This is a genomic window from Halomonas sp. RT37, assembly GCF_040070525.1.
Classification (GTDB): Bacteria; Pseudomonadota; Gammaproteobacteria; order Pseudomonadales; family Halomonadaceae; genus Halomonas; species Halomonas litopenaei.
This window is the reverse complement of record NZ_CP098827.1, coordinates 381112-395037: the sequence shown is the minus strand read 5'-3', so window position 1 is coordinate 395037 and position 13926 is coordinate 381112. Positions and strand designations below refer to the sequence as shown.

The 13926-nt window shown below is 64.4% G+C and carries 12 protein-coding genes; all 12 read left to right on the top strand.

The window, feature by feature from the left end; genetic code table 11:
- The first annotated feature begins 6 nt into the window (after positions 1-6).
- A complete protein-coding gene (locus NFG58_RS01795; protein ID WP_045992612.1) occupies positions 7-231 on the top strand; it encodes a DUF3311 domain-containing protein in 225 nt (74 codons plus the stop codon).
- Positions 224-1699, top strand: coding sequence for a sodium:solute symporter family protein (locus tag NFG58_RS01790; RefSeq protein WP_045992611.1), 1476 nt, complete (start codon positions 224-226; stop codon positions 1697-1699). The genes NFG58_RS01795 and NFG58_RS01790 overlap by 8 nt, the downstream gene beginning before the upstream one ends.
- Positions 1700-1868: 169 nt before the next feature.
- Positions 1869-2537 carry a TetR/AcrR family transcriptional regulator gene (locus NFG58_RS01785; protein WP_222568363.1) on the top strand — a complete coding sequence of 223 codons (669 nt, stop codon included), beginning with the start codon at positions 1869-1871 and terminating at the stop codon, positions 2535-2537.
- A gap of 131 nt (positions 2538-2668) precedes the next feature.
- Positions 2669-3649, top strand: coding sequence for an MDR family oxidoreductase (locus NFG58_RS01780; RefSeq protein ID WP_348827472.1), 981 nt, complete (start codon positions 2669-2671; stop codon positions 3647-3649).
- A gap of 231 nt (positions 3650-3880) precedes the next feature.
- Positions 3881-5305 carry an aldehyde dehydrogenase gene (aldA, locus tag NFG58_RS01775; protein WP_348827471.1) on the top strand — a complete coding sequence of 475 codons (1425 nt, stop codon included), beginning with the start codon at positions 3881-3883 and terminating at the stop codon, positions 5303-5305.
- 95 nt (positions 5306-5400) lie between these two features.
- A complete protein-coding gene (locus NFG58_RS01770; RefSeq protein ID WP_045992607.1) occupies positions 5401-6636 on the top strand; it encodes a mandelate racemase/muconate lactonizing enzyme family protein in 1236 nt (411 codons plus the stop codon).
- 4 nt (positions 6637-6640) lie between these two features.
- Positions 6641-8257, top strand: a complete 1617-nt coding sequence (locus tag NFG58_RS01765; protein ID WP_348827470.1) for a GMC family oxidoreductase N-terminal domain-containing protein — start codon at positions 6641-6643, stop codon at positions 8255-8257.
- 92 nt (positions 8258-8349) lie between these two features.
- Positions 8350-9117, top strand: coding sequence for an IclR family transcriptional regulator (locus NFG58_RS01760; RefSeq protein WP_348827469.1), 768 nt, complete (start codon positions 8350-8352; stop codon positions 9115-9117).
- The gene (locus tag NFG58_RS01755) at positions 9110-10045 is read left to right on the top strand and encodes a LysR substrate-binding domain-containing protein (protein ID WP_348827468.1); all 936 of its coding nucleotides are present in this window, start codon (positions 9110-9112) and stop codon (positions 10043-10045) included. The genes NFG58_RS01760 and NFG58_RS01755 overlap by 8 nt, the downstream gene beginning before the upstream one ends.
- A 159-nt stretch (positions 10046-10204) precedes the next feature.
- On the top strand, positions 10205-11167 hold the full coding sequence (locus tag NFG58_RS01750; protein WP_348827467.1) for an NAD(P)-dependent oxidoreductase: 963 nt from the start codon (positions 10205-10207) through the stop codon (positions 11165-11167).
- A gap of 70 nt (positions 11168-11237) precedes the next feature.
- On the top strand, positions 11238-12704 hold the full coding sequence (locus NFG58_RS01745) for an aldehyde dehydrogenase family protein (RefSeq protein WP_348827466.1): 1467 nt from the start codon (positions 11238-11240) through the stop codon (positions 12702-12704).
- A 141-nt stretch (positions 12705-12845) separates the two neighbouring features.
- On the top strand, positions 12846-13775 hold the full coding sequence (locus NFG58_RS01740; protein ID WP_348827465.1) for an Rpn family recombination-promoting nuclease/putative transposase: 930 nt from the start codon (positions 12846-12848) through the stop codon (positions 13773-13775).
- Positions 13776-13926: the final 151 nt, after the last annotated feature.

The following is a 13926-nucleotide window of genomic DNA, read 5'->3' as shown; positions in this document are numbered from 1 at the left end:
CTTCCCATGAACCACCAAAAAGGCATGCCTTCCAAGGGCCTGCTGATCTACTTCGTGCTGTGCACCCTGGCCATGGTGTGGCCGGGTGCGCTGATCGCCAATCGCATCGATCCGATGGTGCTCGGCATGCCGTTCTTCATGTTCTGGTACGTGGCCTGGGTCTTCGCCCTGTTCGTGGGCCTGTTGATCGCCTATCGCAAGGATACCGGCGAGGAGGCAGACCATGAGTGATTCTCTGCTGATCACCGCCATGACGGTGGGCTATCTGGTCATCGTGCTGCTGGTGGGCCTGCGCGCAAGGCGTGGCCAGGGCTCCTCGCTGGAAGGCTACGTGGCGGGCGGTCGCCATATGGGCCTGCTGGTGCTGTTCTTCATCCTCGGTGCCGAGATCTTCTCCGCCTTTGCCTTCCTCGGCGCACCGGGTTGGGCCTACAGCAAGGGCGCCCCGGCGTTCTATATCATCGCCTACCTGACGCTGGCGGTGATCGTGTGGTGGCTGATCGCGCCGCATATCTCGCGACTGGGTCGCCGCCACGGCTTTCTAACCCAGGCCGAGTTTCTGTCGGCCTGCTACCCCACTCCAAAGAATGTGCTGGGCCTGGTCATCGGTGTCGTCAGCGTGCTGGCGATGATTCCCTACCTGACGATCCAGATCGCTGGCGCCGGCATGCTGTTCGAAGCGGCGACCTCCGGCACCATCCCGTTCTGGCTGGGCAGTCTGCTGGCCTGCGGCGTGGTGGCCGCCTACGTCTACGCCAGCGGCCTTCAGGGCATCGGCTGGACCAACCTGATGCAGGGCCTGATGATGGTCGTCATCGCCTGGGCACTGGGGCTGACCACGGCCGAGCAGTTCTTTGGCGGCGTCGGTGAAATGTTCCAGCAGATCAAGGACCAGGCGCCGGAATATCTGACCATGCCCGGCGCCACCGGGATGGGCTGGGGCGCCTTCTCCACTGCGGTACTGGTCAGCGCGCTGGGCTGCGTGATGTGGCCTCACATCTTCATGAAGTTCTACAGCGCCAAGGACGTCAGGACGCTCAAGCGTGTCTTTGTGCTCTACCCGCTCTACAGCTACCTGCTGGTACCGCTGCTGATCATCGGCTTCGCCGGCATCGTGCTGCTCGCCGACACGCCACTGGATTCGCCTGACCGGGTGCTGCTGACCATCGTGGTGGAACTCGCCGACCTGCCCGCCTGGGTGATCGGACTGGCACTGTCCGGCGCCTTGGCGGCGGCCATGTCGACCGCCGCCAACCTGGCCCACACCTCGGCCACCATCCTGGTACGTGACGTGGTCCAGTTCACGCCCAGGATGCGCGCCCTGCCCGAGCACAAGGCGCTGTCACTGACGCGCTACGGGGTCATCGCGATATCGCTGATGGCGTACCTGCTGGCACTGGCCAACCCCGGCTCGCTGGTCAGCCTGCTGCTCGGAGCCTACGGCATTATTGTGCAACTGCTGCCGATGCTGCTGGGTGCCCTGTTCTGGCGTCGCGCGTCCCAGACCGCGGCCTTTATCGGGCTGAGTGTCGGCGCCGTCATCACCCTGCTGCTGCAATTCGGCATCGATGCGCCTTTCGGCTGGCACCCGGGCTTCTGCGGGTTGGTGGTCAACTCGGCGATCTTTGTCGTCATCAGCCTGATGCGCAAGTCGCGCGAGTCTCGCTCGCCGGTCGAGTGCCTGTCACCCCAGGTCTGATAGACCCTCGTCGATGACCTGCTCCAATCGCCAGCGGCCCGATACCGGGCCGCTGGTGTCGTGTCAGGTGACGCTGTCGCCCCCCGTGGCCACCCTCGCGTGTCTTCTCGTTTGCCCTCGTGGTCAGCCCCATCATTGATTTTATAGACACCTGGTCTAAAATCATTGCATGACCAATCCGACGATAGCCAGGCGCCGGGGGCGACCGCCGAAGACCGACTACAGCGTCGGCGCCACCCAGGGCGACGCCAGAGCGGCGCTGATCGCCAGCGGCCTCGAGACCCTGACCGAACACGGCTTTCTGAGCGCGGGGCTCGACGGCATGCTCAAGCGTGCCGGGGTGCCCAAGGGTTCCTTCTATCACTACTTTGCCAGCAAGGAAGCCTTCGGCCAGGCGGTGCTCGAGCGCTACGCCCGCTATTTTGCCGACAAGCTCGACCGCCATCTGCAAGACGATTCCCGGCCACCACTCGAGCGCGTGCAGGCCTTTGTCGACGATGCCAAGGCTGGCATGGCACGCCACGACTATCGCCGTGGCTGTCTGGTGGGCAATCTCGGTCAGGAGGCGGCTGGACTGCCGGCAGACTACCGCGAGCGGCTGATCGCCACGCTCGCCGACTGGCAACGACGTCTCGCCGCTTGCCTGGAAGAAGCCCGCCACCACGGCGATATCGCCTCCGACAGGGACACTGATCGGCTGGCCGAGGCCTTCTGGATCGGCTGGGAGGGTGCCATCATGCGCGCCAGGCTGGAACGCAGCCCGCGCCCGATCGATGTGTTCACCGACAGCTTCTTTTCGGGCCTGGACACCCAACGCCAGGGTCGTCCGTCGCCATGAACTGAACTGAGCCGACCTGACTGGACAATAGTCCGACACTGAACCGAGAGCCCGCTCCTGCGGGGTCGTATACTGCGCCCTGATACTGCTTGCGCCAATTTATAGACAAACCGTCTAAAAAGGAGACCGCCATGTTCGACGCCATCGTGATCCGCAAGGAAGGCGACACTCAGAAGGCCGCCATCGAGTCACTGGATGACCAGGCCCTGCCCGAGGGCGACGTGACCGTGAACGTCGACTACAGCACCCTGAACTACAAGGACGGGCTGGCCATCACCGGCAAGGGCCCGGTGGTCAAGTCCTTCCCCATGGTCCCGGGCATCGACCTTGCCGGCGTGGTGGAAGCCTCGCAGCACCAGGACTTCCAGCCGGGTGACCGGGTGGTCCTGAACGGCTGGGGCGTCGGCGAGAAGCACTGGGGCGGGCTGGCCCAGAAGGCACGCCTGAACGGCGACTGGCTGATCCCGCTGCCAGAAGCCTTCAGCACCAGAAACGCCATGGCCATCGGCACCGCCGGCTACACCGCCATGCTCTCGGTGCTGGCGCTGGAGCGCCACGGGGTGACCCCGGACCAGGGCGAGGTGCTGGTCACCGGCGCCAGCGGTGGCGTCGGCAGCTTTGCCATCACCCTGCTGGCCAAGCTGGGCTACGAAGTCGTTGCCTCCACCGGCAAGGTCGAGGAGGCGGACTATCTGAAGGCACTGGGCGCCACCTCGATCATCGACCGCGGCGAGCTCGAACAGCCCGGAAAGCCCCTGGCCAGGGAACGCTGGGCGGGTGCCGTCGACAGCGTCGGCAGCCACACCCTGGTCAATGTGCTGGCCTCGACCCGCTACGGCGGCACGGTGACCTCCTGCGGCCTGGCCCAGGGCATGGACCTTCCCGCCACGGTGATGCCCTTCATCCTGCGCGGCGTGACCCTGGCCGGCATCGACAGCGTGATGCAGCCCAGAGAAGTTCGCCTGGAAGCCTGGCAGCGCCTGGCCGAGCTGATGCCTGAAGAGCGTCTCGACGACATCGCCAGCGAGATCCCGCTGAGCGAGGCCATCACCACCGCAGAGCGCCTGATGGAAGGCAAGGTCAGAGGCCGCGTGGTGGTCGCCAGCCGCTAGGCCCGATGACACGTGCCCTGCTGGCCGTCGCCGGCAGGGCGCCTGATGTTGCTTTCCTCGGCGCTTTCTTGGGCCTTACCTGGCGCTGTCTTGGCTTCCTGCCGGCTCGCATACAGGCACCAGCACACCGCCACATATTCCATATGCGGAATTTTATTTCTACATAGGGAATTTTCTTGACGCCCTCAGGGTCGCTTCCTAGGCTGGTTTGAACTTGACGAGGAATCAGCCATGAGCACCGATGGGAACTTCATCAACAACGACTTTGTCAGCGCCCCCCAGGCCAGCATGATCCCGGTCTACTGCCCCGCCACGGGAGCGATGGTGGGCCAGGTCCAGGCCGCCACCAACGCCCAGGCGATGGAAGCTGTCGAGGTCGCGGCCAGGGCCCAGAAGCACTGGCGCAGGCTGACCAGTGCCGAACGGGCGGTACATATGCAGCGCCTGGCCGACGCCCTGATGGAGCGTCGCGAGGCCATTGGGCGGGCGCTGGCCGAAGAGTCGGGCAAGAGCCTCGAGGACGCCACCAACGAGGCGGTATACGCGGCCGATATCACCCGCTACCACGCCGAATGGGCGCGACGGATCGAGGGCGATATCGTGCCCAGCGACACCCCTGACGAGAGCCTGCTGCTCACTCGGGAGCCGATCGGCGTGGTGGCCTGCCTGATTCCCTTCAACTACCCCGTCTTCACCCTGCTGCGCAAGATTGCACCGGCGATGATCACCGGCAACAGCGTGATCGTGCGCCCGAGCAACAACACCCCGCGTTCGGCCTTCGAAATTGCCCGGGCCGTCCAGGCGGCCGAGATCCCGCCGGGGGTGGTCAACATCCTGAGCATGGACCACGCCACCGCCGAGGCCGTGTGTACTCACCCAAGGGTCGGCATGATCACCCTCACCGGCAGCGTCGGCGCCGGCCGCAAGGTGCTGGAGTACTCCCAGGTCAATATCGCCAAGTCGTCGCTGGAACTGGGTGGCAAGTCACCGGCCATCGTCGAGCCCGACGCCGACCTCGAGCAGGCCGCCCGTCAGATCGTGGCCTCCAAGACCACCAACTGCGGCCAGCTGTGTACCGCCATCGAGCGAGTCTACGTGCATCAGTCCATCGCCGAGCCCTTCATCGCCCTGCTCAAGGCCAACATGGAGGCCTGCACCTTCGGCAATCGTGCCGAGGACCCCAGCCACATGGGCCCCCTGATCAACGAGAACACCCGCCTCAATGTCCACCAGATGGTCGAGCGTGCCATCGACGACGGCGCCACCCTGGCCACCGGCGGCGCGATTCCCCCTGGCCCCGGACACTTCTACCCGCCGACCCTGCTGACCGACTGCCGCCAGGACATGGAGATCGTCCAGGAAGAGATCTTCGGCCCGGTACTGCCGGTGCTGACCTACGCCGATGTGGATGAAGCCCTGGCGCTGGCCAACGACCACCAGTTCGGCCTTGCCTCGGTGGTGTTCACCGAGAACTACCGCACCGCCATGAAGGTGGCCCACAACATCGAGGCAGGCGAGGTCTACATCAATCGCACCCCATCGGACCCCTACCAGGGCTACCACGCCGGCTGGAAGCGTTCGGGTCTCGGCGGCGACGACGGCAAGCACGGCATGCTGGACTACTCCCAGACCCGGCTGGTGGTATTGAACTACTGACGCCATCCCGCGCCACCCCACACCCAAGCCCATCACCGCCGCGTCTTCGCCGGGCGGTCGGCCGCTTGCTGCCCTTTTCAGAGGACTCGCCGTTCATGAAAGTCGTCAGTTGTGAAAGCCATGTGGTCGCCACACCTCCGCCCCACATCGGCGGCATGTATTGGATCTTCGTCAAACTGGGAACCGCCTGTGGCATCGAGGGCGTCGGCGAGGTCTATGCGGCGACCTTCCACCCGCAAGTGGTGGTCGCCGCCATCGAGGACGTGTTCGAGCGCTACCTGAAGGGACGGGATCCCCACCATCTGGAACGGCTGTATCGCGAGACCTACTCGAGCGGCTTCACCCAGCGCCCGGACCTGACCATGATGGGGGTGCTCAGCGGCCTCGAGATGGCCTGCTGGGACATCGTCGGCAAGGCGGCCGGCCAGCCGGTACATGCACTGATCGGCGGCAAGCTCCACGATCGGCTGCGCTCCTACACCTATCTCTACCCCCGTGCCCCCGGCGGCGACTATGACTACGACAATGTCGAGCTGGCGGTGGAGTGCGCCCTGGAGCAGAAGGCCCTCGGCTTTACCGCGCTCAAGTTCGATCCGGCGGGCCCCTACACCGCCTACTGCGGGCATATGCTGTCACTGGAGGCGCTGGAAAAGAGCGCAACCTTCTGCCAGCGCATCCGTGAGGCGGTCGGCAACGGCTGCGACCTGCTGTTCGGTACCCACGGCCAGATGACGCCGGCCTCGGCGATCCGCCTGGCCAAGCGCCTCGAACCCTTTGACCCGCTGTGGTTCGAGGAGCCGGTGCCACCCGGCCAGAGCGAGGCCATGGCCAGGGTCGCCGACCATACCTCCATCCCGGTGGCCACCGGTGAGCGGCTGACCACCAAGTACGAGTTCCATGACCTGCTGCGCCACCAGGCCGCCTCGATCCTGCAGATGAACCTTGGCCGGGTCGGCGGCATCCTCGAAGGCAAGAAGATCGCCGCCCTGGCCGAGGTCCACTACGCCCAGATAGCGCCCCACCTGTACAACGGCCCGGTGGGTGCGGCGGCCAGCATTCAGCTCGCCGCCACCACACCCAACTTCCTGATCCAGGAGAGCATCGGCACCTGGGACGGCTTCCACGCCGAGGTGCTCGAAGCCAAGATCGAGTGGAGTGACGGCTTTATCATTCCCTCCGATCGACCGGGGCTCGGGGTGGAACTGGACATGGCGGTGGTCAGGGCCCACTCGCCCTACACCGGCAAGCGCCTGCACCTGAGCATGGACGCCACGCCCTACGACGTCGTCCAGCAGTCCTGCACCCGCTGGAAGACCCGACCGGAGGCCTGAGGCGATGGACTACGACTTCATCATCGTCGGTGCAGGCTCCGCAGGCTGCGTGCTGGCCCACCGGCTGAGTGCCAGCGGACACCACAAGGTACTGATCGTCGAGGCCGGCGGCCGTGACAGTTCCCCCTGGCTTCGGGTGCCGGTGGGCTTTGCCAAGACCTACTATCACCCCGGCTACAACTACATGTACTACAGCGCCGAGGAGCCGGCGTTGGCCAACCGGCGGATCTACACACCCCGGGGCAAGGTCCAGGGAGGATCGGGCTCCATCAACGCCATGATCTATGTGCGAGGCCAGCCATCGGACTTCGATGACTGGGCGCGCGCGGGTAACCCGGGGTGGGGCTACCAGGCGCTGTTGCCCTATTTCAGGAAACTCGAGCAGCACCCGGCAGGCGATACCGAATTCCACTCGAGCCAGGGACTGATCGGCATCACCCCGCTCAAGGAAATCGCCCATCCAATCTGCCAGTCCTACCTCAGGGCTGCCGATGAACTCGGCTACCCGCTCAATGACGACTTCAATGGCGCCTCCATCGAAGGTGCCGGCCTCTATGAGACGAACATCCGCCGAGGCCGTCGCGATTCCAGCAACACTGCCTACCTGAAGCCGGCGCTCGAGCGCTCCAATCTCACCCTCAAGCACGTCAGCCAGGTTCAACGGGTGCTGTTCGACGATCAGCGTCGCGCCAGCGGCATTGAATACCGAGAGCAAGGCCAGTTGAAGACCCTGCGCGCACGCCGCGAGGTGATCGTCTGCGCCGGTGCGGTGGACTCGCCAAAGCTGCTGATGCTCTCGGGACTCGGGGACAGCGAGAAGCTGCGACAACACGGGATCGCAGCGCTCCAGCAGCTGCCCGGCGTGGGCCGAAACCTGCAGGATCACCTGGCCGTCAGCTACTTCTATCGCGCCAACTGCCGGACCCTGAACGACGACTTCAACTCTCTGCCCGGCCTGACCAGGGCAACGATGAAGTACCTGATCAATCGCAGCGGCCCGCTGGCGATGAGCGTCAACCAGGCCGGAGGCTTCTTTCGCGGCCATGCCGACGAACCCGCGCCCAATATCCAGCTCTACTTCAACCCGCTGTCCTATCGCATCCCGGCACCGCCGGACACGACACTGACCGCGGATGCCTACTCCGGCTTCCTGCTGGCCTTCAATTCCTGCCGTCCCGACAGTCGTGGCACCATCGATCTGGCCAGCGCCGATGCCAATGAGCCGGCGGTGATCCGGCCGAACTATCTGGGAACCCGGCGAGATCAGGACGAGGCCATTCAGGGCAGCCGGCTCATTCGCGCGCTGGCCGAAACGGCGGCCCTGGGTGCCGTCATCGACGCCGAGGTCACTCCGGCGGATGCCGTCCACGATGACCAAAGCATGTTAGAGTACTTTCGCGCCAACGCAGGCTCCATCTATCATCTGTGCGGTACCTGCGCCATGGGGCCCGACCCTCGCGAGGCGGTGGTCGATGGCAGTCTCAGGGTGCATGGCGTGTCCGGGCTCAGGGTCATCGACGCCTCGATCTTTCCCAACATCACCTCGGGTAACCTCAATGCACCGGTGATGATGGTGGCGGAAAAGGGGGCCGACCTGATCCTTCAGGACCACCCGATCTGAACGACGCCCAGGAGCCACATCGCCCCTGAGTCTGACCGGACGAGTCATCTGCATTCGTCCTCGCATTCGCGTTTTGGAGACCGCGGCTGATCATGAATTCGGAAAGGACCTCGGAAAAGACCAAGGCTCCGGCGGTCGATCATAGCGTCATGATCCTGGACCTGCTGGCGGCCACCAGCTATCCCATGACGCTTTCGGAAATCTGTGACGCTACCGGTATTTCGCCGGCCACCGGTCACCGTGTCATCAACGCCCTGCTTCACCACCAGCTGGTGGCCCAGGATCCAAGCCGCAAGAAGTCCTACTGCATCGGCTCACGCATCTTCCAGATATCCTCCACCATCTATAACAAGCAGAGCCTGATACCCTACTTCTATCCGATCGCGGAAATCCTGAAAAACGAAATCCACAAGACCATCTTTCTGTGCGTGCCCATCGGCAACAAGGTCGTGGTGGTGTCCAAGATCGACGGTGCCAGTGGCGCAAGCTTCAACCTTTACGTGGGCAAGACCATGGCGCTGCACGAAGCGGCCAGTGGCAAGATCATCCTGGCGATGCGCGACGAGGACTCCTGGCAGGGCTATCTCGCCGACGAGCTTGGTCTTGCTCCCGAGAACAAGGGAGTGAAAGGCGTCATGGCGGAACTGGGGCGGGCCCATCGGCTCGGTTACGCCACCTCCGACGGCGCGCCTGAGCAGGGCGTCAGCTGCATCGCCGCACCGGTGCTCAACCTGCGTAACGAGCCCATCGCAGCGATCAGCGCCGCCATCAGCAGCGACACCCTGAGCCCCCAGGAGGCGCGCCGCTACTCCAAGAACCTGGTGCAGGCCGCGCGCCAGCTGTCGTCCCGCGTTGTCTGACGTCCCGCGTCATCAGACATCCACGGCACCGCTGCCGCTGGATCGCCTGCCGCCCTTGAGTGCGCTGAAGGGATTCGAGGCCGCGGCGCGACTATCAAGCCTGCGCGCCGCAGCCGAGGAGCTGCACCTCTCCCACCCCGCCATCGCCAACCAGATACAGCGTCTGGAGCAGAGCCTGGGGACGAAACTGTTCGCCCGCCGGGGCCGGCATATCGAGCTCACCGCATCCGGGCGACGTTTCTACCCTGTCGTGCGCGACGCCCTGGAAGCGCTGATCCTGGGCGCCGAAACACTGCGTCGCCAGCCCTGCCTTGAACCCCTGCGCGTGCAGGTCTATGTGACCACCTCGATCCGCTGGCTGGCCCCACGACTGGCACAATTTCACCAGCGCTATCCCGAGACCGAACTGAGGATCAAGACCTACAGCCTGGACTGGACCTTCGACAGCGCCCACGCCGATATCGCCATCCTCTTCCGTGATGGCCCGCTGCCCTTTCGACTTGACTGGACACCGCTGTTTCCCTCGACGCTGACCCCTGTGTGCAGCCCGTCGCTGGTGATGGGGCATTCGTTGCCGCTATCCCCTGAGGCGCTGCAGGCCTTCCCGCTGATCAGCGTCTATACCGAGAGCTGGAGCTGGCAGGGCTGGTTCGACACCCAGTCGCCTCCTGCCACACGGCCCGCGCCACCACGCGCCCTGCAGGTCGACACCCTGGCTGCGGCGCTCGAGATGGCCGCCCGAGGTGAAGGCGTCGCCCTAGTCAATGGCCCCTTCGCCGAGGATGACCTGGCCACGGGCCGGCTGATCAACCCGATGGGCAAGGTACAGCCCGCCAGCGGCGAATGGGGCATCGCCTCCCCCTCCCATCTGGCCGACGATCCGCGAGTGGTGGCCTTCCGCACCTGGCTGCTGAGTCAGCGGGACTGAGTCGCCTTCACTCAACAAAAGTGACCAATCACCAAGAAAAGATGAATTGTCGTCTGCCCCCGCCGTGCCTAGCGTGAAGCCTACCTGCAGCATTTCATCCGCCCCCGCGCAAGGATGTCACTGCAAGATGATCGGCTCACCGGCATGAGATGACCTCCCATGAACATCGGCTTTATCGGACTTGGCAACGTCGGCGGCAAGCTCGCCGGCAGCCTGCTGCGCAACGGCTATCACGTCACGATCCGCGACCTCGACCCCGAGATCACTCGACGCTTCATCGACCAGGGCGCTGCCGCCGCCAGCAGCCCCAGAGCAGTGGCCGAGGCCAGCGACATGATCATCACTTGCCTGCCATCTCCTCGCGCCTGCAGCGCGGTAATGGAAGCCGAGGATGGGGTCATCGCCGGGCTATCTGCCGGCAAGGTGTGGCTGGAGATGAGCACCACCGATGCCCAGGAACTAGTACGCATCGCCGCCAGGGTCGCCGCCACCGGCGCCCTCGCCATGGAGACACCGGTCTCCGGCGGCTGCCACCGCGCCGCCACCGGCAACATTTCGATCTTCGCCGGCGGTGATCGCGACACCTTTGAACGGGTGTTGCCGGTGCTGACCACCCTGGGGCGTCGGGTCCTGCACACCGGACCTCTAGGCACGGCCTCGATGCTCAAGGTACTGACCAACTACCTCGCCACCGCCAACCTGTGTTCGGTGGCCGAGGCCTTGACCGTGGCTCGCAAGGCCGGCCTGGACATGAACACCGCCTTCGAGGCCATCCGTATCTCCTCGGGCAATTCCTTTGTCCACGAGACCGAATCCCAGGTCATTCTCAACGGTAGCCGCGATATCAGCTTCACCATGGATCTGGTGCTCAAGGACGTGGGCCTGTTCGACGCCCTGGCCAGAAGCCTCGAGGTGCCCCTCGAGATATCGCCGCTGCTGCTCGACATCTTTCAGGATGGCCAAGAGCGCTATGGCTCCCGTGAGTGGTCATCCAACATCATCCGGCGCCTTGAGGACGCCTGCGGCGTCGAGGTGCTCGGCGACGGCTTCCCCGCCGAACTGACCGACACCGAGCCGGAAGAGGTCGGCCATGAAGTGGTCGTGCGCGGCAGGTCCGGATAAAGGGCTGCCAGGCTGACCGCGACGGCATACGCCGGTCTTGATCATCATCCGAGCCAACGAGGACCTCGCCATGCACTACAGAGAACACTTCTTTATCGATGGCCGCTGGCACAAGCCCAGCGACAGCGAGCGCTTTGGCATCCTCGACCCTGCCACCGAGAATCTGTGCGCCTCGGTGCCAAGAGCGCACCGAGCGGACATCGACGCCGCCGTCGAGGCGGCCCGGCGCGCTCTGCCCGACTGGTCGGCGACCCCCGCCGGGCAACGGCGCGAGATACTTCTCGCCGTCGCCGACGAGATGCAAAGGCGCCACGCAGACCTGGTCGAGGCGCACGTCATCACCCTGGGCTGTCCGGTCCAGATCACACCCGCCATGCACGTGGATGGCCCCATCGAAGGCATGCGCTACTACGCCGAGCGGGCCTTGCGTTCCGAAGAGATCGAACGCCGCAATGGCGTCGCCATCGTCCGCGAGCCGGTCGGCGTGTGCGCGCTGATCAACCCCTGGAACTACCCACTGCATCAGCTGGTCGGCAAGCTGGCCCCGGCCCTGGCGGCGGGCTGTACCGTGGTCACCAAGCCGGCCGAACAGACGCCGCTGCAGGACTTCATCATGGCCGAGATCTTTCACAGCGTCGGCCTCCCAGCCGGGGTCTTCAACCTGGTGACGGGCTCCGGCAGCGAGATCGGCCCTCTGCTGGCGAGCCATCCCGAGGTCGACATGGTGTCCTTCACCGGCTCCACCCGCGCCGGTATCGAGGTGGCCATCAACGCCGCCGCCGGGGTCAAGCGAGTGTGTCAGGAGCTGGGGGGCAAGTCGCCGCTGATCATCACCGAGGACGCGGACCTGCCCCGGGCGGTGCGCTTCGGGGTGGAAAACGTGATGGCCAACAGTGGCCAGACCTGCGACGCCTTCACCCGCATGCTGATACCACGCTCACGTCTGGCCGACGCCGAACGCATCGCCCTGACGGTCGCCCGGGAGCAGGTGGCAGGTGACCCGACAGACACCGCCACCACCATGGGGCCGCTGGTGTCCCGACGCCAGCGCGACAGCGTACGCCAGCACATTCAGCAGGGTATCGCCGAGGGAGCGCGCTTGATGCTGGGTGGTACCGAGGCCCCTGAGGGCCTGGAGCAGGGCTACTATGTTCGCCCCACCCTCTTCAGCGACGTCAGCAACCACATGGCAATCGCACGCTCAGAAATCTTCGGCCCGGTGCTGTGCCTGATTCCCTACGACGACCTGGAACAGGCCATCGAGATCGCCAACGACACGCCCTATGGGCTGTCTTCCGCCGTCTACGCCGCCAGCGCCGAAGCCGCCCTGCCCATCGCCCGCCGCCTCAAGGCCGGCCAGTGCTACCTGCAAGGGGCGGACTTTTCCTTCGATGCCCCCTTCGGCGGCTTCGGCCAATCCGGCAACGGTCGCGAATGGGGCGAAGAGGGCCTGGAGGAATATCTGGAAACCAAGGCCATCCTGGGGGGTTGGGGGGTTGAGGGCTTGTCACTACGCCTCTCTCTGAACAAGGTCTGAACAAGACTTTGCTCAAACTTCTGACATTTGGTCAGGTTTCCACCCAATCGACTCCGTAGCCGTACATGCCAGCCATTAGCCGCCAGGATGATTGCCATCTCCTTCCATTACTGGCTCTCGCCAGTCGGCGGCTGATATCCCATGAACCACCAGCACGACCACAGCTACAAACTGCTGTTCAGCGAACCTAGAGTCATTCGAGACCTCCTGACAGGCTTCATCAAGGAGGACTGGATAGCGCATCTCGACCTCGACTCACTGGAGAAGGTCAGCAGCAGCTTTGTCAGCGACGACCTGCGCGATCGGGAGTCCGACGTCATCTGGCGCGCACGCTTCGGCGATGACTGGATCTACGTCTATCTGTTGATCGAATTCCAGAGCACCATCGATCCCTTCATGGCGCTGCGCATCATGACCTACGTGGGCCTCCTGTATCAGGACCTGATCAAGCAGCAGAAGCTCTCGCCCCACGCCAGGTTGCCCCCGGTGCTGCCCGTCGTGCTCTACAATGGAGAGAAGCGTTGGAACGCCGCCGTCGACGTATCGGACCTCGTTCAAAGCGTGCCCAGGGAGCTGGAGCGATACCGCCCACGAATGCCCTATCTTCTGCTGGACGAAGGCGCCATCGTGGACTCGGAGCATTGGTCGCCGGAGGCACGCAACGTGGTAGCCGCCATATTCCGACTGGAACACCACCGTGGCACCAGGGAGGCGGTCGAACTGATCGGACTGCTGGCAAGATGGCTCGAAGCGCCGGACCAGACTCGTCTGCGCCGTCACTTCGCCATCTGGATCAAGCGCGTGCTGCTGCCCAACTGGATACCCGAGAGCGAAGGAACCGAGTGGCAGAATCTCAACAAACTCAATGAGGTACACAACATGCTGGCCGAGCGTGCAAAACGATGGCCCGAGCAGTGGAAGCAACAGGGTCTTGAAGAAGGCCGCAAGGAAGGACGTCAGGAAGGCCTGCTGGAAAGCGAACAGAAGGGCGAACAGAAGGCTCGTCTGGAGGTCGCCCACAACATGATCGAGCGGACTCAGCTAGATGACCAGATGGTGTCGGAGCTGTAGGGGCTGGATATCGAGCAGGTCAGGACGCTGAGAGACGAGCTCAAGCGCTAGGGCTTGTACGAAAAGTGCCTGCGCAGGTGCCGAACGCCTGACGTACCCCCGCCCCGTCGGGCACAACACCATGATTCCCCCACGCACAAAAAAACCGCCT

Coding starts and splice junctions, on each gene's coding strand:
- NFG58_RS01795 (WP_045992612.1), top strand. CDS start 7: ATGAACCACCAAAAAGGCATGCCTTCCAAGGGCCTGCTGATCTACTTC.
- NFG58_RS01790 (WP_045992611.1), top strand. CDS start 224: ATGAGTGATTCTCTGCTGATCACCGCCATGACGGTGGGCTATCTGGTC.
- NFG58_RS01785 (WP_222568363.1), top strand. CDS start 1,869: ATGACCAATCCGACGATAGCCAGGCGCCGGGGGCGACCGCCGAAGACC.
- NFG58_RS01780 (WP_348827472.1), top strand. CDS start 2,669: ATGTTCGACGCCATCGTGATCCGCAAGGAAGGCGACACTCAGAAGGCC.
- aldA (WP_348827471.1), top strand. CDS start 3,881: ATGAGCACCGATGGGAACTTCATCAACAACGACTTTGTCAGCGCCCCC.
- NFG58_RS01770 (WP_045992607.1), top strand. CDS start 5,401: ATGAAAGTCGTCAGTTGTGAAAGCCATGTGGTCGCCACACCTCCGCCC.
- NFG58_RS01765 (WP_348827470.1), top strand. CDS start 6,641: ATGGACTACGACTTCATCATCGTCGGTGCAGGCTCCGCAGGCTGCGTG.
- NFG58_RS01760 (WP_348827469.1), top strand. CDS start 8,350: ATGAATTCGGAAAGGACCTCGGAAAAGACCAAGGCTCCGGCGGTCGAT.
- NFG58_RS01750 (WP_348827467.1), top strand. CDS start 10,205: ATGAACATCGGCTTTATCGGACTTGGCAACGTCGGCGGCAAGCTCGCC.
- NFG58_RS01745 (WP_348827466.1), top strand. CDS start 11,238: ATGCACTACAGAGAACACTTCTTTATCGATGGCCGCTGGCACAAGCCC.
- NFG58_RS01740 (WP_348827465.1), top strand. CDS start 12,846: ATGAACCACCAGCACGACCACAGCTACAAACTGCTGTTCAGCGAACCT.